16 protein-coding genes are annotated in these 20,630 nt (G+C 45.1%); 5 read left to right on the top strand and 11 right to left on the bottom strand.

What is annotated here, in order from left to right; all coding sequences use genetic code 11:
- Window positions 1-95 precede the first annotated feature (95 nt).
- The 3 genes from CZ367_RS09055 to CZ367_RS09045 form a co-directional block, all read right to left on the bottom strand.
- Window positions 96-1,145 (bottom strand): ribonucleotide-diphosphate reductase subunit beta, encoded by a 1,050-nt coding sequence (locus CZ367_RS09055; protein WP_077196599.1) that lies wholly within the window; start codon window positions 1,143-1,145, stop codon window positions 96-98.
- A gap of 69 nt (window positions 1,146-1,214) precedes the next feature.
- Window positions 1,215-3,734 carry a ribonucleoside-diphosphate reductase subunit alpha gene (locus tag CZ367_RS09050; protein ID WP_077196598.1) on the bottom strand — a complete coding sequence of 840 codons (2,520 nt, stop codon included), beginning with the start codon at window positions 3,732-3,734 and terminating at the stop codon, window positions 1,215-1,217.
- A gap of 582 nt (window positions 3,735-4,316) precedes the next feature.
- Entirely contained in the window at window positions 4,317-6,620 is a 2,304-nt protein-coding gene (locus CZ367_RS09045) for a transglycosylase domain-containing protein (protein ID WP_077196597.1), read from the bottom strand.
- Window positions 6,621-6,738: 118 nt separating this feature from the next.
- Between CZ367_RS09045 and CZ367_RS16480 the strand changes: the two genes are divergently transcribed.
- On the top strand, window positions 6,739-6,861 hold the full coding sequence (locus CZ367_RS16480) for a hypothetical protein (RefSeq protein WP_262500735.1): 123 nt from the start codon (window positions 6,739-6,741) through the stop codon (window positions 6,859-6,861).
- A 96-nt stretch (window positions 6,862-6,957) separates the two neighbouring features.
- On the opposite strand, the gene trxB is transcribed toward CZ367_RS16480, so the two are convergent.
- The 4 genes from trxB to CZ367_RS09025 all read right to left on the bottom strand — a co-directional run bounded on the left by trxB (window position 6,958) and on the right by CZ367_RS09025 (window position 10,768).
- A complete protein-coding gene (gene trxB, locus CZ367_RS09040) occupies window positions 6,958-7,899 on the bottom strand; it encodes a thioredoxin-disulfide reductase (protein WP_077196596.1) in 942 nt (313 codons plus the stop codon).
- Window positions 7,900-8,014: 115 nt separating this feature from the next.
- On the bottom strand, window positions 8,015-8,635 hold the full coding sequence (locus tag CZ367_RS09035) for a deoxynucleoside kinase (protein ID WP_077196595.1): 621 nt from the start codon (window positions 8,633-8,635) through the stop codon (window positions 8,015-8,017).
- 36 nt (window positions 8,636-8,671) lie between these two features.
- Window positions 8,672-9,286: a deoxynucleoside kinase gene (locus tag CZ367_RS09030; protein ID WP_077196594.1), complete on the bottom strand. Its 615-nt coding sequence runs from the start codon at window positions 9,284-9,286 to the stop codon at window positions 8,672-8,674.
- A gap of 15 nt (window positions 9,287-9,301) precedes the next feature.
- On the bottom strand, window positions 9,302-10,768 hold the full coding sequence (locus tag CZ367_RS09025; protein WP_077196593.1) for an alkaline phosphatase family protein: 1,467 nt from the start codon (window positions 10,766-10,768) through the stop codon (window positions 9,302-9,304).
- Window positions 10,769-10,922: 154 nt separating this feature from the next.
- On the opposite strand from CZ367_RS09025, the gene CZ367_RS09020 reads away from it, so the two are divergent.
- The 4 genes from CZ367_RS09020 to CZ367_RS09010 all read left to right on the top strand — a co-directional run bounded on the left by CZ367_RS09020 (window position 10,923) and on the right by CZ367_RS09010 (window position 14,391).
- Entirely contained in the window at window positions 10,923-12,299 is a 1,377-nt protein-coding gene (locus tag CZ367_RS09020; RefSeq protein ID WP_077196592.1) for a DUF5687 family protein, read from the top strand.
- 41 nt (window positions 12,300-12,340) lie between these two features.
- Window positions 12,341-13,045, top strand: coding sequence for an ABC transporter ATP-binding protein (locus CZ367_RS09015; protein ID WP_077196591.1), 705 nt, complete (start codon window positions 12,341-12,343; stop codon window positions 13,043-13,045).
- Window positions 13,023-13,196 carry a hypothetical protein gene (locus CZ367_RS15530; protein WP_154669324.1) on the top strand — a complete coding sequence of 58 codons (174 nt, stop codon included), beginning with the start codon at window positions 13,023-13,025 and terminating at the stop codon, window positions 13,194-13,196. Before CZ367_RS09015 ends, CZ367_RS15530 begins: the two co-directional genes overlap by 23 nt.
- Before the next feature lie 232 nt (window positions 13,197-13,428).
- The gene (locus CZ367_RS09010) at window positions 13,429-14,391 is read left to right on the top strand and encodes a bifunctional methionine sulfoxide reductase B/A protein (RefSeq protein WP_237581788.1); all 963 of its coding nucleotides are present in this window, start codon (window positions 13,429-13,431) and stop codon (window positions 14,389-14,391) included.
- Between the two features lie 250 nt (window positions 14,392-14,641).
- Here CZ367_RS09010 and CZ367_RS09005 read toward each other — a convergent pair whose 3' ends face one another.
- From CZ367_RS09005 to CZ367_RS08990, 4 genes are all read right to left on the bottom strand, one after another.
- On the bottom strand, window positions 14,642-15,553 hold the full coding sequence (locus CZ367_RS09005) for a DMT family transporter (RefSeq protein WP_077196589.1): 912 nt from the start codon (window positions 15,551-15,553) through the stop codon (window positions 14,642-14,644).
- A gap of 131 nt (window positions 15,554-15,684) precedes the next feature.
- Window positions 15,685-16,713, bottom strand: coding sequence for a hypothetical protein (locus CZ367_RS09000; RefSeq protein WP_077196588.1), 1,029 nt, complete (start codon window positions 16,711-16,713; stop codon window positions 15,685-15,687).
- 205 nt (window positions 16,714-16,918) lie between these two features.
- On the bottom strand, window positions 16,919-18,028 hold the full coding sequence (locus tag CZ367_RS08995) for a glycerate kinase (protein ID WP_077196587.1): 1,110 nt from the start codon (window positions 18,026-18,028) through the stop codon (window positions 16,919-16,921).
- Between the two features lie 351 nt (window positions 18,029-18,379).
- Entirely contained in the window at window positions 18,380-20,527 is a 2,148-nt protein-coding gene (locus CZ367_RS08990; RefSeq protein WP_077196586.1) for a peptidylprolyl isomerase, read from the bottom strand.
- Window positions 20,528-20,630 lie beyond the last annotated feature (103 nt).

The raw sequence follows: 20,630 nt of genomic DNA, 5'->3' as shown, positions 1-20,630 counted from the left end.
TTTTGCTAAGCGGAACTTGATACAGAAAATTCGTGAGACAGCTCACTTATGGCTTGTTTATTCTCGGCATATCGTTTCCAGAGTTCTTTCTCTGTTTACAAATCGTCTATCAATGCTGTACTCTTGGCGTAGGCTGTACTCTTGGCTTCAAAGAAATCGGTCTTCACCTTGTTTGCGTTCGAGTATTGTGCCACCCACTGCATATCGGCAGGTTCGGCTTGGTTGTGATCGTAGAGATTGCCAAAGCCGAGACTTCGCCAGCGCAGATTGCCAAGATAATGTATATAGTCTGCCACCATCTTTTGGGTCAATCCCTGCACGCTGTCACCTATAACGTATTGTCCCCAAGCTATTTCTTGACGTACGCCTTCACGCATCATCTCCTCATACACCGCCATACGTTCGGGTGTGAAAAGGTCGGGTTCTTCTTGTTTCAACTCTACAATAATGTTACGGAACAGCCAAAGATGGGTGTTTTCGTCACGATTGATGTAACGTATTTCTTGTGCCGACCCCGACATTTTACCATTTCTACTAAGGTTATAAAAGAACATAAACCCGCTGTAAAAGTAGATGCCTTCGAGAATGAAGTTTGCCACACACGCTTTCATCAATGCAAACTTATCACGTTTTTCTTGAAACTCGTTGTAGCAATCGCCTATGAAAGTGTTTCGACGCAATAGGTGTTCATCGGTTTTCCATTGATAAAGTATATCATTACGCTCCTCGGGCGAGCAAATACTATCGAGCATATAGCTGTAACTTTGGCTATGTATGCACTCTTGAAAAGTTTGGATATGCAAGCAGAGATTCACCTCGTTAGCAGTAATATATTCGCTAATGGTAGGCAAGTTGTTGCTCTGAAGCGAGTCTAAGAATACCAAGAAACTCAGTATTTTGTCGTATGCTGTGCGCTCTGCCTGTGGCAATTTGGGATAATCTTTGATGTCTTGCGCAAGATTGATTTCCTCTGGTATCCAAAAGTTATTCATTGCTTGCCTGTACCAATCACTCACCCACACATAGCGCATATTGTTGAAGTCGTTAAGATTGGTGGTATTTCCGCCTATCATACGACGAAGACGGAGGTCGGTATCGCCCTGTGGATTGAAGAGGGCGTTGCGTTGTAGTTTATCGTTGTTCATTGTTGATGATTTTTATTGTTCTTAAGAAATGTCGGACGGGGCGGACGGGGCGGACAAGTCTGACCACCCCTACGATGCACAGCTTTCACATTCCTCTACCTCAAGCGACTTGCTGCGCACATAGTAAATAGTCTTTACGCCATTCCTCCACGCCAACAGATAGAGATTAAGCACCTGACGCATAGTATATTCGTTAGTGATGTAGAGGTTCATACTCTGTGCTTGGTCGATATGTCGCTGACGAATACCCGATGCACGCACACTCCATTGTTGGTTGATGTGGTAAGCATCTTTGTAAATCCAATAGGTTTTGTCCGAAAGTGCTGGGGCAACACGTGGAAGCATAGCCCCCTTCTTCTCTTCAAGGAAAAATCGCTGCATAATAGGGTCAAGTCCTGCCGTTGTACCTGCAAGTATTGAGGTGCTACTTGTTGGAGCTACTGCCAATAGGTACGCATTGCGCATACCTTGCTGTGCCACCTTTGTGCGGAGTGCTGCCCAATCGGCAGATGTGTAATTGCGTTTATCAAAGTAAGCCCCTGTCTGCCAGTCGCTTCCTTCGCAATAGGCATAACTTCCCTTTTCCTTTGCCAACTGTGTGCTGGCTGCAATGGCAGCATAGTTGATGGTTTCAAACACCTCGTCCATAAATTCCAAGTGGCGATCGCTCTCCCACTTTATGCCACGAATGGCCAAAGCGTGATGGTATCCACTCACTCCAAGACCTATGCTTCGATAGCGGCGATTGGTAATCTTGGCGTAAGGGACGGGATAGAAGTTCAGGTCGATAACATTGTCTAATGCTCGCACCACGGTAGCCACCTTGTCGCACATAGCTTCACGGTCTTCCAAAGGCAAACGGCCCAACGACAGACTGGCAAGATTGCACACCACAAACTCGCCTGCTTTTACGCTCGTTACCACGATGGTATCTCCATCTTCATTCTTTATTTCTTGGCTAACTTCCTCAATAGCAGCCATATTTTGTGCTATCTCGGTACAAAGGTTAGAGCAGTAAATCATTCCCTTGTGTGGGTTAGGGTTGGCACGGTTCACAATATCACGATTGAAGGTGAAAGGTGTACCTGTCTCTACTGCCGAACGGAGGACAAGGCGCACCAAATCTTTAATGCTAATAACACGGCGTGAGAGGCGCACATCGGCTATACACTCTTTATACTTTTGCTCCCACTCCTCGCCATAAGCATCTTCAAGGGCGTAACCTCGCACACGTTTCACCTCATCGGGACAAAAGAGATACCAGTCTTGTTCCAAACTTTCTTCTGCCATCTTCCAAAACAAGTCGGGATAACACACAGCAGGAAATATGTCGTGTGCCTTCATTCGGTCGTCGCCATTGTTGGTGCGAAGTTGTAAAAACTCGGGTATATCCTTGTGCCACGCATCAAGATACACCGCTACTGCCCCTTGGCGCATTCCCAATTGGTCTACTGCCACTGCGGTATCGTTTACCAATTTCATCCAACGAATTACACCTCCGGCTGCACCCTTAAACCCTCGAATACTGCCCCCCGTAGCACGCACCTTTCCGAAGTACATTCCCATACCGCCACCAAACTTGCTAACTTGTGCAAAATTGTCTAAGCTACGGTAAATGCCTATCAGGCTGTCGGGAACGGTATCAATAAAACAACTTGAAAGTTGATGATGGGGTTTGCGAGCGTTCGACAATGTAGGTGTTGCCATCGTCACTTCAAGTTTGCTCAATAGGTCGTATATCTTGCCTACCCAACACATTCGATCTGTGGTTTCGGGCATTGCCAAATGAAGGGCTATACCCATATACATTTCCTGCACACGCTCCACCACTCGTCCATCGTAGGTGCGAATAAGATAACGCTTGTTGAGGAGGTCGAGACCACTATAATTAAATAGGTAGTTGCGATCGGTACGCATCAGTCCTTCGGCTTCAAGAATTTCGTCCTTCGTGTAGTTGTCAAGAATATATTTGCCATAAAGTCCTTCATCTGTAAGATAGCGTAATTTGTCGTAGAAGGTTACGATGCCGAGCTTGCGTTCTATCTCGTCAATGCTTCTATCTATCTGAAAACTAAGCAATCGCCCTGAAATCATTTCCCACTCTGGACACTCGGCTGTGGTCAGTTCTACAGCAGCTTTTATCAATGCGCCCATCTTCTCCTTTTGGCTCATCAGCGGCTTAGAAAAGCTCACAAACTTGTCTGACAATAGGGTTACGCTGTATTCAGCACCACGAAACTCTTGTCTGATGCCATTCAGCACCTCTTCAATGCCATTGTCGCCAATGTTGAAGGCTATGTTCTTGATGTACTTACGCTGCTCGTTACGCTGCCAACGAAAAAGGATATAACTCTTAGCCTCATCATAAAAGCCGTGTGCCATCAGTGTTTTTTCCACCTTATCTTGTATGCTTTCCACATCACGTTTGTCCTCGTTCTGTACAACATACTTTCCCACCTCCATAGCCATTACCTCAATCTCTTCTTTATGTCCAAGATTGTTAGTCGAAGCAAAGCTCTTTGTAATGGCAGAAACTATTTTTTCTTGATTGTAGTTTTCTACACTACCATCTCTTTTGGAAACTTTCATACCTTAAATTTAGACCTTTGTTATTCAAATAAGAATGTTTAATATCTGAATATCAACATATTATATGATTATTATTGATTTGTAAGTTTTCTATTTTGGATAACTTGATGCAAAGATAATAAAAAAAGTTATCCAAAATGGAAAATTTTTGAAATTATTTCAAGGTGTTTTTATGGATACCCTTTCATCAGTTTTATTTGCTATGCGACTTCTCAATATTCGTTAGGAGGGGGGAGCATATTTTTGCTATCTGTGGTTTTATCGGACCAGTCGGACAAATCAGACCAGTCAGACCAGTCGGACTAGTCGGACCAGTCAGACTCGTCCGACAAGTCCAATTAATTCGCCAAAACGACAAACCCTATTTACTAAAAGTCTGCAGCGTGTAAGGGGCGTGTAGGGGCACGATTTATCGAGTTCCACTCATCATAAGTTAGTAAGCGGAACTCGATAAATCGAGCCCCTACATTACCCCACAAAGCATTTGGCTTTAACTCCGAGCGAGGAACGCGCATAACTCCTTTTAACTCCGCTTAACTCCTAAAAAACTTAACTCCTAAAAAGCTTAACTCTCCCTAATTCCTAAAAATATATCTCCTGTATGCCATTCACCGAAATGGTGTCAGCCGATTGGCAAGGGTTATAGCCTTGAGGAATGTCAAACTTAGCGTTGTCGTTATAATGCAAGGTCTTATCTGCAAATACGAGTTGCATATAGTAAGCCCAAATAGGGAGTGCCATCGTAGCACCCTGACCCATAGCCGTGTTATCGAAGTGAATGTCGCGGTCTTCACCACCTACCCAACAGCCATTTACAAGTTCGGGGGTGATGCCCATAAACCAACCGTCAGAGTTGTTGTTGGTTGTACCTGTCTTACCGCCAATATCGCTGTGTAGGTTGTAGCGATAGCGCAATCGACCACCTGTACCACCTTCGATAACGGCTTGAAGCATATCGAGCATTTGATAAGAACTTTCTTCCGAAATAACCTCGTTCATCAGTGGTTGGAACTTAGCAATAACATTGCCGTGGCTATCCTCTATCTTGGTAACAAATAGCGGTGCACAGCGCACACCATGGTTGGCAAAGGTGGTGTAAGCACTACACATTTCGCCCACAGAGAGTTCGGAAGGACCAAGACAGAGCACAGGCGAGGTGTTCTTGTCAATATCGGGATTGTGGAAACCGAAATCGTGAAGGATATTCACAAACTGCGAAGGGCCAAGCAGATTGATAAGGTAAGCCGAAATCCAGTTGTTAGACTGCTGCAATCCCCATCTTAACGGCACTTGCTGTCCATAGCGAGCGTGCGACCCATTGCGAGGAGTCCAGCCGCCGTAAGTGCGCTGCACGTTAGGGGCAGTGGTACAAGGGGTCATTCCGTTTTGCATAGCAAGGGCATAAAGGTAAGGTTTGATGGTAGAACCCACCTGACGGCGACCACCCATTACCATATCATACTTGAAGTGTTCGTAGTCTATACCGCCCACATACGCCTTTACCGCACCCGTCTTTACCTCCATACTCATAAAGGCTGAGCGCAGGAACGACTTGTAATAACGTATCGAGTCGATAGGTGTCATCACCGTATCTACAGTGCCGTGATAGGTGAAGAGGGTCATCTCGTGAGGGGTACGAAAGCTTCGTTTAATCTCTTCGCCCGATGCGCCTTGCGCTTTCAAGGCGAGGTAACGTCGACTTTGCTTACAAGCTCTGTTGAGTATAGCCTTAATGGTTCTACGCGAAAGGTTGGCAGAAAAAGGCGCATTCTTCTTGTATCGGTTGGCACGATTAAATTCTGCTTGCAAATAACCGCCAACGTGCTTGCGCACAGCTTGTTCGGCATACTGCTGCATACGTGTATCGATGGTGGTATAGATGCGCAATCCATCGGTATTTACGTTATAGTTTTCGCCATTGCGCTTGGTGTTTTTGTTGCACCAACCATAGAGAGGGTCAGTTTCCCAAGCTACAGAGTCGAGCACAAACTCGCGTTGCTGCCACTCCTGATAGCGTTTGCGTTCAGGCTTCTTCGCCATCATATACTGACGGAGGAAGGCTTGAAAATAGTCGCCCGACCCCTTTATATACTTCGCCTTAGAGTAGTTGATTGCCAAGGGACGTTCTATGAGTTCGTTAAATTCTTCTTTGGTGATGTAGCCACACTTTGTCATCTGCATCAACACTACGTTGCGGCGATTGCGGCAACGTTCTTCGTGGCGAAGCGGATTGAACATAGAAGGGTTTTTGCACAAGCCCACAAGGGTGGCAGCCTCGGTAACATTCAGATGGCGAGGTTCTTTATTGAAATAGATATTGGCAGCTCGCTTTATACCCACTGCATTGTGAAGGAAGTCGAAGTAATTGAAATACATCGCAATAATCTCTTCTTTGGTGAAATAGCGTTCCAATTTTACAGCAATTATCCATTCTATGGGCTTTTGCAAAAGGCGTTCTATGGTGCTGTGTGCCTTTTCAGAATACACCTGTTTAGCCAACTGTTGGGTAATGGTAGACCCACCACCAGCATTGTCGTGCCCCATAATTCCACGCTTCACCACCGCACGACCAAGGGCAATAAAGTCTATTCCCGAATGTTCGTAAAATCGCTCGTCCTCGGTAGCTACAAGGGCGTGAACAAGGTGTGGAGAAAGGCTGTTATAATCTACGGCTACACGATTGGCGTTATCTTGATTCCATGTGCCTATGAGTTTAGCATCGGCAGAGTAAACCTGTGAGGCAAATTTATCAATAGGGTTTGAAAGTTCCTCCATATCAGGCATATAGCCTATCCACCCATTCCATACAGACACAAAAAAAATGGTGGTAAAACCTACGCAAAAAAGTAATATTCCCCAAAATATATGTACGAGATGTCTTGTCATATCTTGCTTTGCTTTTGTTTAGAACGCACTGTAGAGCCTGTCGCTGTGCAACTTACGTTCGCTTTACGTGCAAAGGTACGTTAATTAGACGAATGTTCAAAATAAATGAATAGGTTTTTTGGGGGAGGAAGGGGGGAGCACATCAGACCCGTCCGACAGGTCCGACCCGTCCGACTTGTCCGACCCGTCCGACTTGTCCGACAGGTCCGACAGGTCCGACTTGTCCTACCAATCGGAATAGTCTGCCCTCCCCCCAACCAAAAAAGGCGCGACTGCCTCTCTTAAACCGAGAAGCCTTCTCGCCTCAATTGCATCTAAAAAAAACTTGGTCGTTGTTTTACTTTTCGCCCTTAGCTTGGAGGAAACGCTCTGCCTCGATAGCTGCAATAGCACCACTTCCTGCTGCTACAACACCTTGACGATAAATAGGGTCTGCCACATCGCCTGCTGCATAAACACCCTCTACGCTGGTAGCTGCCGACATACCATTGGTGATGAGGAAGCCTTGCTCGTCCATATCCAACTGACCCTTAAAGAGTTCGGTGTTAGGTTGATGACCGATACCAAGGAAGAAACCATCGATTGCGATGTCGTATTTCTCCTCGTTTTCTTCGCCCTTGAAGCGTACAAGGTGTGCACCTTCAACGCCGTTTTCACCATAGAGACCCAGTGTGTTGGTATTGAAAAGAATCTCGATATTCTCCTTTTCCATTACACGCCTTTGCATAATCTCCGATGCACGGAGGAATGGCTTACGCACAATCATATACACCTTCTTTGCAAGGCTTGAAAGATACATTGCCTCTTCGCAAGCTGTGTCGCCACCACCTACTACGGCTACGGTGCGTTTGCGATAGAAGAAGCCGTCGCAAGTAGCACAAGCACTTACACCCTGACCACGGTATTTCTCTTCGTCGCTCAAGCCCAAATACTTAGCACTTGCACCTGTGGCGATGATAACAGTATTCGCCTCGATTACATTGCCGTGGTCGTCCTCTAACACGAATGGACGCTTGCTAAGGTCTGCCTTAACAATAGCACCGTCGCGAACCTCTGCTCCCATATTGACAGCTTGCTCGCGCATCTCTATCATCAATGTGTTGGCATCTACACCTTCCTTGAAACCTGGGTAATTTTCAATCACTGTTGTGGTTGTGAGCTGTCCACCTGGTTGCAAACCACAATAAAGCACTGGCTGCAAGTTAGAGCGACCAGCATAAATAGCGGCTGTATAACCAGCAGGACCGCTACCTATAATCAATGTTTTTACTTTTTCCATAATATGTTTATTAACAAAATTTGTGCCTTTAATTAAGTCTGTCAATTCGTCAGTTGGTAGGTTTTTTGCACCTTGGTGCTATCCGTTCTTCTCCATCTCAGGTCTGTTGGTGCACTTATACTGATGGAAAAAGACCAAACAAGCGTTCGTCTATCATATCCGTAATGCGTTGGAGATCTTGTGGGTTCTTGGCAAAGTCGGTATTGTCGCCGTCCACAATCATCAATTGTCCATCGTACGATTTTATCCATTCTTCGTATCTTTCGTTCAGACCACGGAGATAGTCGATGCGCATTGTCTGCTCGTACTCACGACCACGTTGCTGAATGTGGTCGATAAGGTGAGGAACCGAGCTGCGAATATAGATAAGCAAGTCGGGCAGCTTCACCAACGAGAGCATCAAGTCGAAAAGATGGGTATAATTGTCAAAGTCGCGGTCGCTCATCAGTCCCATATCGTGCAGATTGGGTGCAAAGATGCGTGCATCTTCAAATATGGTACGGTCCTGAATGATGGTATCTTCCGAACGAGAGATAGCCACCACGTCACGAAAACGCTTGTTGAGGAAGTAGATTTGCAGATTGAAAGCCCATCTGTTCATATCCTCATAGTAGTCTTCCAAATAAGGATTGTTGTCTACGGGTTCGAATTGAGCCGTCCAACCATATCTTTTGGCGAGCATCTTGGTCAATGTGGTTTTGCCCGCACCAATGTTTCCTGCTATTGCTATATGCATAGTTGTATGTTGTTCTATGATTTTTTTTGATTGTGTTTAGAAAAGTCCGAAAAGCTCACGGTCTATCTTATCGGTGATAAAGCCGAAGTCTTTTGGATTGTGCTGATAGTCCAATTGGTCTACATCTATTATCAAAACTCGCCCTTTATATTGATTTTGTATAAAGTCTTCATAGCGTTTGTTGATGTTTTCGAGGTATTCCAAGGGCATTTTCTGCTCGTAGTCTCTACCTCGTTTCTCTATGTTTGCCACAAGATGGCTCACTGACGACCGCAGGTAAATCATAAGGTCGGGATATTTCACAGCATCGGTCATATCCTCAAAGAGTTCCATATAGGTTTCGTAATCACGTTCATCGAGGTTTCCCATAGCGTAATTGTTGGCTGTAAACACGTACACCCCCTCGTAGATGGAGCGGTCTTGTATCACGTTTACTTGCTCTTCGCTAATTTCCAATAGGTCTTTAAATCGTTCTTTGAGGAAGAATATTTCCATTGCGAACGACCATCGCTTTATGTCCTTGTAGTAATCATCGAGATAAGGATTGTATTCTACCGACTCAAATCTTGGCTTCCAGCTGTAACGCTTTGCCAACATTGTGGTCAGTGTGGTTTTTCCACTCCCAATATTACCTGCTATTGCTATGTGCATAGGTAGGGTTTTATCTTATCTTAATATAGGTTTTCCGATGCAGCCGTTAGGCATTTGTATTTTGAGCATTGCGCACACGGTGGCTGCAATGTCGTTGATGGTTGTCTCTGTGTTGGTTTCGCCGTGCTTGATGTTCCAACCATACATCAGCCAAGGTATGTGATTGTCGTAAGCAAAGGGCTGTCCGTGCGATGTGCCACGATAGTCGGGCGAGTTTTTAGCACCGAAGAATTGTGGGCGTGTCACCACCCCTATTTCGCCTGAACGATGGCGTATATAGCCGTGTTGCATACGTGTTTTAAGGAAGTCGGGCATCGTTGTAGTGCTTATTTGTTCCTCGTCAAACACATAGAGGTATTGTGGGTCTTGGCGCAAATATTCCACAGCATCGTTTACCACGTCTTGTTTCTTCTTGCCAGCTTGAGCTATAATGCTATCGTTAAGGTAGAACTGGTAGTTGTCCTCGCCCATAACAGGTTGTATGCCGTGCTTTTGCTGAAGAAAGGCATTGAGGTCTTTCACAGCTTTCTTATATTCGAAAGCTCCTGCGGGTATGCGTTTGCCGTTCAAGAAATTGTAGTTGTGGGCTGCTCCGTGGTCGGCAGAAAGAAAGAGAAGGTAGTTGCCACGTCCCACCTTTTGGTCTAAGGCGTTGAGGAAGTGTGCCAAATCCTTGTCCAACTGCATATACACATCGTGATTTTCTGTTCCGCGTGTGCTGTATTCGTGCCCTATGGCGTCTGTTGAAGAGATGCTCACAGCAAGCATATCGGTTTCGTCGCCCTGTCCTAAGCGTTCGTTCTCTAATGCAGCCTCAGCCATTTTAAACGTCATCGTTACACCGAGGTTCGACATCTTTATGTTAAACTTAGGTTCGGTATGGTTCTTCTTATTGAAATCGTCCACCCATTTAGGCAGTTTATCCATATAGAAGGTAGACGAAACGAAATGGCCTGCCGAGGTATCCCACCAGTAAGCCGCATCTGCCGAGTGTCCAGCAGGAAGAATAGATGCACGGTCTTTCAGCGCAACGCCTATCACTTTGGAACGAAAGTTAGTAGCCAACTTTAGTTGGTCGCCTATCGTGGTGGACAACATTCTGTGTGGGCTCATCTGCCCTTCCTTGCTGTTAGATCCAACGGTCTGCACCTTAGGGTCATCGCAGCAGTAAACGAGCTTGTCGTTTTCCCAAAAATGATTGCCAGCAATGCCGTGAAGGGCTGGTACAGAGCCTGAATAGATAGAGGCGTGTCCAATGGCTGTTACCGTAGGGGCATAGTTGATGTGGGTATTTTCGTACGAAAAACCCTCGGCGAGCAAGCGACGCAGTCCGCCTGTGCCGTATTCGTTGTAATAATAATAAAGGTAGTCCCATCGCATTTGGTCTACCACAAGTCCCACCACCAACTTTGGTCGTGCCACTTGTGCATGTGCCGCAATAGCGAGTGCGAGGATTAAAGCTGTCGTGTATAGTTTTTTCATATCCTTTTGATTGTAAATTGCTTATGCTTTCTTTGCTCTTTGGCTATTGATAAATAACGTTTATGAGCCTTGCAAAGATACTAAATAATGTTCAATTCTTTGCCATTTTCTTATATTATTGTTACTTTTGCGAAACTTTATTTACAAATATTCTATGTTAAAACTTCTCATCAACCATTGGTTGCTGCAAAAGAAACGCAACTTTAAGTGGAAGAATTTCTTTCTCTTCACCTATTTCTATGTGCTTATTTTGGGTTCGCTCACCGTTGGGGCTATTGTTGCGCAGGAGGAGCTGCACCAAATGTTGGGCGGTGTAGACTGGACCATGGTGCTTGCCGTGGCAGGAGTGGCAGTGGCAGGGTTCGACCTTGTGATGAAATACTTCTTCAAAGACGACCCCGTGCTAATGCCAGCTTATTTCAAGACCCGACCTGTCGACGACGCATCATGGCACTGGTTTGTAGTCATCTCTAATGTTTTCGACATTTTTACCATAGGTTGGGTGGTGCCGTTGGTCATCATTGCTTTTTCGTTGCTTTCGCCTTGGGTGGCAATGGGTTATGGGGCTATATTTCTCCTTTTGTCGTTGACCAACAGTATGTTTATCTCGGCTATGCACAAGGTAAATCGTTGGGTTGACCGCTTGCCTACGTTGGCCATGTGGATTATCTATTGGGTGGTGTCTGCGGCATACGCTGTCAATTTCTTTGCCTTACCTGTGTTGCCTTTTGTCTTGGGCTTCTGTGGCTTGGCGGCAGTGGCTTTGGTGACGATAACAAAGTATATGACTACGCTCCGTGGATATAACGAGAGCAAGAGCCACACCGAACGTGTAAAGGGCAATAGTCTTAGCACATTGTACGCTTTAGAGTTTCGTCCCTTCTTGCGTTCGCCACGTTTCCGCTTCTTATGGATATTGCTGCTGCTCCTCGCTGCTTCAAACTATATGCACGGTTCTACGTATGCTGAAAATGGTCAAGACATCAGTCTATTGGACAACTTTATATTTGGAATTATCATCTTGCCCATCGTCTATCTTCAAAACACATTGAGCGTAATAGGCAACTATATAGAAGGTATGTGGACACGTCCGTTTGATGTAGCCCAACTTTTCCGCCGACAATATTATTGCAGTGTGCTCTTGGCGATAGTTTCTACAGCGATAGTCTTGCCTACTCACTTTATTTTTGGCATACCTTTGGCGTTCATCGGCAGTTTGTTCTTGCTCATTGTAGGTTTCTGCAACCTGCTAATGATGCTGTACGTATTTTTGGCAAAGCGTATGGACTTGTTCGATAAGTCGATGTTCAACCAGCAGGGGGCTAACTTCTCTGCTCAGGCGTTCGGACTCACATTTGCCGTCCTGTTGTTACCAATGGTGCTGATTGCATTCTTAGATGCCACAATTCTCTATTGGCTCTTCACAGGCGTTGGACTCTTAGGTGTAGCTCTTCATCGTCCTATCCTTGCAGCCATAGCCAAACACTACGAAAAGAACAGACACAAATATTTTGAAACCTACCGCAAATAGACTGACACGCTATATATATTAAGGTAACAAACAAGAAAGATATGGAAATAAAAATAGAACAGCTGAAAAAGCAATACGATGATAAAATAGTAATAGACATAGACCAGCTCACCCTGAACGAGGGCGAACTGATAGGTCTTGTAGGCAACAACGGAGCAGGAAAAACCACGTTGATGCGCCTCATACTCGACCTTATCCGTGCCAACGATGGACAGGTGTGGTCGGGAGGCAAACCTGTTACGCAGAGCACCGAATGGAAAGCCTACACAGGGTCGTATGTAGACAAGGGCTTCTTGATAGATTTCTATTCGCCTGAAGAGTTTTTTGGTGTTATTGCCAAATTGTATAACATTGACGATGCCACACTTGCCGAACGTTTGGAACGTTACAAACCGCTGATGCGTGACGAAATATTGGGTGTAGGAAAATACATCAAAAACTTCTCTGAAGGCAACCGACAGAAAATAGGCATCATTGCGGCAATGATAGTCAATCCAAAGGTATTGATACTTGACGAACCTTTCAACTACCTTGACCCATCATCGCAAATCAATATTGCCAAAACCATACAACAACTCAACAAAGAGTTTGGAACAACAGTGCTTATATCGAGCCATAACCTCAACTTCGTTTCAGAAATATGCACACGCATCATCTTGATGGAGAAAGGAAAGATTGTACACGACCTGCACAACCAAAATGGCTCGGCGGAGGCTGTACTTAATGAATATTTCACCGAGGGATAAGGGAGGATTTTGTTGGAGGATTGTCGGAGGATTGTCGGAGGATTGTCGGACGAGTCGGACTGGTCGGACTGGTCTGACAAAGCAGAAAAGTTGGGGGAAAACAGCAAAGTCGGACAAGTCCGACCCGTCCGACCCGTCCGACCCCGTCTGACCCGTCTGACCCGTCCGACCCGTCCGACAAGTCCGACAAGTCCGACAAGTCCGACAAAGCCTCACAAAACCCGACAAAGCCCCCCCTCAATTTAAACATTACCACTATGAATAGGATAACAAAAATTTTAGCCATCGTTTTAGGCATTTTTGCAACAGTAGCTTGCAACGGAAATTCATCAACAAACAATGAGTCGGCAGCCTTGCGCGACTCTGTCTTAACAAAAAACAAAATGGAAAAGAAACAATTTAAGAAGTTGGACGATGCAACATTACGCAAAATGTTGACACCAGAACAATATGCTGTAACCCAAGAGGCTGCCACAGAGCGACCCTTCACCAATGCTTACGACAAGGAGTTTCGTTCGGGCATCTATGTAGACATTACCACAGGCGAACCGCTCTTCGTATCGACAGACAAATATGACTCAGGGTGTGGGTGGCCAGCATTCTCAAAACCCATATCAAACGATTTGCTCGTAGAACACACCGACCGTTCGCACGGAATGGTACGCACCGAAATAAGAAGCAAGACGGGCAATGCACACCTTGGGCACGTGTTTGATGACGGACCTGCCGACAAGGGCGGAACTCGCTATTGCATCAATAGTGCGTCGCTGCGCTTTATCCCTTTAAAGGATATGGACAAGGAGGGTTACGGAGCGTATAAGCATCTTCTGACCAAGGAAATATACGTGGCAGGTGGTTGTTTTTGGGGTACAGAACACTACATCAAGCAGGTAGAAGGCGTAGTGGCTACCGAAGTGGGCTATGCTAACGGCAACATCAAAAATCCTACTTACGAACAAGTGTGTACCGACCGCACAGGTTTTGCCGAAGCAGTACACATCACTTACGACCCATCAGTGGTTTCGCTCGATTTCCTCATCGGTCTCTACTTTGTGTCTATCGACCCTACAAGTCTCAATCAGCAAGGACACGACAGAGGTACGCAGTATCGCACAGGCGTCTACTACACCGACCCTGCCGACAAAGCCATTATCCGTAAAGTGTTCGACAACGAGGAACGCAAGCACAACGTTCCTTTGGAGGTGGAACTGCTACCGCTAAAGAATTTCTACACAGCCGAGGAATACCACCAAGACTACTTGGACAAAAATCCATCGGGTTATTGCCACCTGCCTTCATCACTCTTTGAGTATGCACGTAAGGCAAAGCAAAAAAAGGAGAAATAGACCCATCTCGCTTTAAACAATACTTTACAAAAATTGTAGTTTCGTCAGACGGGTCGGACGGGTCGGACGAGTCAGACGGGTCTGACTTGTCTGACTTGTCTGACTTGTCTGACCAATTCGCCAATTCTGCCCCACAAAACATTTGACTATAACTCCTCAATAAGCGGAACTCGGTGAACCGACCCCCTACACGCTGCTAACCCACAGCAAATATGCACTCCCCTCCCAACTCAGGGGGCAGAAAAGGCTTCTAAATCCCCTTAGCCTTATTTGCCACAAACACACCTGCAAGTATCATTGCACTACCAATAAGGCCGATGGTAGTGAGATGCTCATTTAAGAAGAGGGCACTCATTATGACCGTAGTAACGGGATTGAAGTAAATGTAGTTGGAAGCACGCAATGCACCAAGTTTGGAGATAACCCAACCCCAAGCAGCAAAGCACACGAAAGAAGCTACTACACTGAGATAGAGCAGATTGAGCCCTACTTCAGGGATAAGCAAGTCGGCAAAATCGAACTGCCAAGGGTGAACATGAAAAACGGGAGCAATGGTAACCAAACCATAGAAAAACACTTTGCGAGTGATGAAGACAGGGGGGTAATGGGCAGAAAAGTTTTTCATCACAAGCGAATAGATAGCCCAACTGGTAGCTGCTGCAAGGGCAAGCAAGTCGCCAAGTGGGTCGAGATGGAGTACAAAATGACCATTGAAAATAACCAATGCCACACCAGCTAATGCCAATACCGAGCCCAAGATAAGGGGCACACTTGCCTTGACACTTTTCAAAAAAAGGAGTGCCAAAATAACTGTTACCAAGGGGGCTGTGCAGACAATAAAGCTGACATCGTTGACCACAGTGAGCTTGATAGCATAGTTTTCGGTAAGGAAATAAAGCGAACTGCCGAAAATGCCAAGTAGCACCATTATGGCTTCATCTTTCCAAGTGTTGCATCTCAACTTTTTAGGCGAAATGAACCACAGGCAAACGTAGGCTAAGGCAGAACGAAGTACAAAGATTTCTTCGGGCGATATGCCACGATTGATGAGTAAGCGGGTGTTGACAAATGTTCCACCCCATATCATTATCACCGTAAGTGCCACAACGTGACTAAGCCAACCTGCTGAACCCGTGCGCTCAAGTTTGTTTCCTATATTCATAGTGCAAAGGTACGCAATGGCAAGGAATTGCGAAAATAATCCGTGAATTAAATGCAAGCTGGTTCTATAAGTCTATATAGTTATAAAAAGTGGTAGAGCGAAGCAGTAGTCGTATGCTGCTTTGTGTTGGTTTACTTGATGCGCTTTAAGTGTTCTATACCCGTCCAAATGGCGGACTTGAAGCGTGCCATTGACCCTACGCGATAGCTTCTAATCCAAGTATCTGCGTCCGATTTCATATTTATTTCTACCGTACAGAGCACATTGTCGGTATGGCTGGTGAACATTTTGTCGTTCTCAAAAATCATGCCTTCTTTCGCCTTCCTGGTAGTGTCTACATCGATAGCTTCGGTATTTACAATGCGATAAAAATCGTTAGAACTGCTAAAATTTAGGCTTCCATCGTCGCCCATTTCTGCCTCTTGGTGCAAATAGATGTCGTCACTATTTGACCCATCTAAGGGTGTGCCCAATGTAAAATCGCCTAAGACATAAGGTTGACAATAGAACAGCATAAAGGCACGAAAGCCAGGGGAGAGAATGTCTATATCGTCGAACAGCGCATTGCCCTTGTTAAACTCCTCGGTTACTTGGTCTATCATCTCTTCTTCGGTGGGCATTTCGGCTTCCATCTGCATTGGGAAGTGCTTATCGCGCAACATTGCTACCCATAAATCGCTACCAACCTGCTTGATTATTTCGCGCTTGTTGGTAATCATAAAACTGCTCATATCGCGTGGAAAGGTAATCTGGGGCTTTACTTTTTCGAGCGATTGGGCAATAACATCGAGCATCCACACGTCTTGGTCGGTAGATTCTTTTGTGATGTTACAGGGTGTTATAATGTCAAGTTCGAAAGTATAGGTGTAAGCGGTAGCTTCAAGGAGGGTGAGACGAAACTTATTGGTGTAGGTTTCGCCCGACTTGGCTTTCTGAAAGATGTTATTGATATTGTCAACCTGCAATAATGAGTAGGCATTGATGGCAAAATTGTCTTCTCCATCATCAATATTGGTACAACGCTGTGTGTAGGTGTACTCGTAAACAGCACTCTCGTTGGGCTTAAAATCTGGATAGTAGGTTTGTTTCATTTGAGCCTGAATGCCCAAACTTACAACTGTAAAGGTAATAACCGCTAAAAATCTTCGTAATGAAACCATTTTTTATCGATTACAATGAGGATTTTTAGCCCCCAACGTTCGTGATTTAATTTATATTTGATTGATAGAAGAAGCTGAAACAAATATAACTATTTATTTCGTATCAGCAAAAATAATTTGATAAAAATAGAAAAAGAATAGACATTTTGTACAAAATAAGCTGCTTTATAGGGTTAATATAAAAAACAAAGGGTAGATTGATTATCTACAAAGGATAAGTTTCTAAATAATCGGAAATTGCTGTTTGAAGGTTTCGTTTCGCAACCCCTGTTTGCATACTTACGGCAATTGGCTCGTCAGGGGGATTGATAGAGCGAATACTGCTGAAACCTGCTGCCAACAATGGGTCGATGTCTTTGATACGGCCTGCAAAGGCTGCCACCTTAACACCTTGACGCAGAGCACACTGAAGTACGCCAAAGGGGAGTTTTCCGTTAAGGGTTTGACTATCAATACTGCCTTCGCCTGTGATAACGAGATGGGCATTGTGCAGATGGGAAGTCAATTGCGAGGCTTCTAAAACCACATCTACACCACGACAAAGATTTGCGCCAAGGGTTTTCAAGGCATAGCCTAAACCACCCGCAGCTCCTGTTCCAACCTCGTAGGGGTTGACAGAAAAAAAGCGAGAGAAATGGCGTAAACCGCTGTCCAATCGTTCCACAGCTTCGGGCGATGCACCTTTTTGTGGCGCATACACATAGGCTGCACCCTTAACGCCAAAGAGCGGATTGGTAACATCGCAGATGACGTCAAGCTGAACATCGGTAAATGGGGTCAATGCGCTCGTGTCTACTCGTGCTATTTGTTCAAGGTTTTCGCCTATGGGGAGAAGTTCTTCATCGTTAGCATTATAAAAATGTGCTCCTAAAGCTGCCAACATTCCCATTCCTGCATCGTTGGTAGCACTGCCTCCGATGGCTATTTTTAAGTTACGACAACCGCTATTGAGGGCAGAGAGCATCATTTCGCCCACGCCAAAGGTGGTAGTTTTCAGTGGGTTACGCTCATCATTACGAAGCAATGGTAAGCCTGCTGTAGCTGCCATTTCGATAATTGCTGTGCGTCCGTCAATGCTTCGGGCATAAGAGGCTGTAATGGGGCGCATCAGTGGGTCGTGAACGCTGCACGATACACGGGTTGTGGAAAGGTAATGGCTCAATGCTGCCACTGTGCCTTCGCCACCATCAGCAAGCGGAAGACCCACAATCGTGGCTTCGGGGTACACCTTTTGCACCCCACAGCGAGCCGCTTCCACAGCTTCGGCAGCCGATATAGACCCCTTAAACGAATCGAAAGCAAGGATAATTTTCATTTCACAGACTTTTGGCTGGTTCTATAAATTAGCTTTGTTAGATTTTGAGCTTATTTTTGAGGTCAAAATGCAAGAGAGTGAAGGAGTGTAGCGAGCTACACGACTGAACGAACTTACATTTTGAACCAAAAACGGAGCAAGCCGAATGCAATCAAACTTGTTTGAATTGTTGAGGCGCAGCCTGTTTTATATAAAAAGAAGCCAAAAGATAATAAAACGTATTTCATAAAAATTTAATGACTATATGCGGTGGTAATTTATAGAACCAGCCTATTATGATACGCAAAAGCTCCTCTTACACAGCTTTGAAAACCGTGCGAGAGGAGCTTTTTATATTTTATAATTGGTGGTTTAGAAGAACAAGTAGCGGTTGTCTACTACATTAGCCTTCAATACCAAGTCTTGCATAAAGCCACTTGCAAGCTGCATATTCTGTTGCATACACATCTGCATCTGAGTGTTTTCGTCATACTTAGCACCTGCACGCTTAGTCTTGCTTACTACTTGGAATACGTAAACACCAGCGTTGCCCTTTACAGGGTTCTTTGAGAACTTGCCAACTGGTGTTGCAGCGATAGCACCAGATAGAGCTGGCTCGGCTGCACCTGTAGCAGCTACGAATGCTGGAGCAGCAAATGTAACCTGATTGAGTGGGATAACCTTTGCGCCCTTACCTTGTGCAGCAGCGATAGTGTTGACACCCTTGAGTTGTTGTATCAACTTTTCAGCCTTTTTATCCTTGATTACTTCACGCTTCAATATTTCTTTCACCTCTTCATCGTTCCATTCGCGGAAGCCTTGTGGGTGAATCTTTGTAAGGCTAACTACCATAAAGTGGTCGTTGTTACCACATTCGTAAAGTGGAGAAACATCGCCTTCCTTAGCTGCAAAGAGCCACTTCAATGCCTCACGAGTAGCACGAATGCCCATAATGTCGTGTTGTGCTGTGGTGATATTCTGCTGCTCTTGAACCTTGTAGCCATACTTAGCAGCGTTCTTTTCCAAGTCGGCAAGGGTTGTACCCTTAGCTACATACTCAGAGAACTTATTGAATGCCCTTGAGCGAGTATCCTTAGAGAAGTCGATAACTTTCTTGATGATAGCGGCTGTGGTCTTAGTCTTCATAGCCTTCTTATCAACTACCTGAAGAATGACGTTGCCTTGTGTGAATGCTACATTCTGAACGTTGTTCACCTCACCATTCAACAATGCGTTGATATAGGTGCGGTTGTCTTGGTTCATCGTTGTAGACATTTCGTACTGCTGACCTGTGAACCAAGTCTTTTCGCCTGTCTGTCCATACTTCTTAGCCAATGCTTCGAAGTCAGCACCTCCAGCCAAAGCCTTCTGAATAGAGTCTGCCTTAGCCTTTGACTCAGCTGGTGTGTTAGCAGCAACTTGTATTTGGCGGAATTGGATTGAATCTGCCAACTGTGCTTTGCTCATCACACGGATAATGTTGAGTGTGTTGTCTTCCTTGTTTTCTATAACGCCTGTTGTACCTACACCGAGCGAGTCGATTTTCTCAGCGATGTCTGGGTATTCCCGATATGCGTCCTTGCTTACTGGAAGACCAAGGTATGCTATCTGACTACCGCTCTTACTAATCAAAGAAGTTGGGTCGGCAGCTGTAGCCAATTGCTTCTGAAGCTCGTTCATTTCCTTTACGATAGCGTTACGGTCTGCTTGACTTGCAAAGATTTGATAGTCTACATACTTTATATCACGTGTTTCAACAGTCTGACGGAACATAGGCTTCATTTCTTCATACTTAGCCTTGAGGTCTTCGTCTGTAACCTTGATGTCAGCATCTTTGATATTGCTGTATGGAAGAGCTGCAAGTTGCACCTGTGCTTCTTCGTTTTCGTCGTTGAAAGCGAGCTTAGCTTCAGCCTTGTTAGACAATACGCAGCTTGCCAAAAGACCTTGGAACTTCTGTGCCAACAATTGTGCACGGAGGTTCTTCTCCACAAACATCCAATAGTTGTAGATGCTCTTCATCTGTTCAGCCTGCTGTGGATTAGCAGTCTTAGCCTTGTTGTAACCATCAAGGAATTGCTTCAATGCGTTTACATCAAAGCGTCCTGTCTGCTGATTAACGAATGGTGTCTGTGCCAAAGCTGGGTTTGTACCCTCGTTCAACACGTTTTGCACCTCTTGTTCTGTTACCTTCAAGCCTACTTCTTCAGCTTCTGCCTCAAGTATGCGATTGCTTACCAACTGTTGCCACACTTGGTCTTTCACTTGATTAAGCTCTTGTTCAGACAAGTTGTCACGTTGCATTGTGAACTTAATAGCATCTTGATACTCGTCAACCATCTTCTGATAGTCTTGAACATTGATTTTTTCGCCCAAGATTTCGCCTACTTGCTGGCGTGCTTCGCCCTTGATACCATTACAAGAGCGGAAAGCTTCTTCGGCAATGAACGCAAAAAGACCCAAGCCGATAATAACTATCAGCGCGACTCCTCTGCCTCTAATTTTTCCTAATGCTGCCATTTTTTTATTTATTTTATTATTATTATTTCTTTATTAGTGCAAGGTTTGCTTCTGAAAGCAAGCTATTTATTGAGCCCACCTTGGAAAATTGACTACAAAAATA

The organism is Prevotella ihumii (assembly GCF_900155655.1).
Taxonomy (GTDB): Bacteria; Bacteroidota; Bacteroidia; order Bacteroidales; family Bacteroidaceae; genus Prevotella; species Prevotella ihumii.
This window is presented reverse-complemented; position numbering and strand designations above follow the sequence as displayed.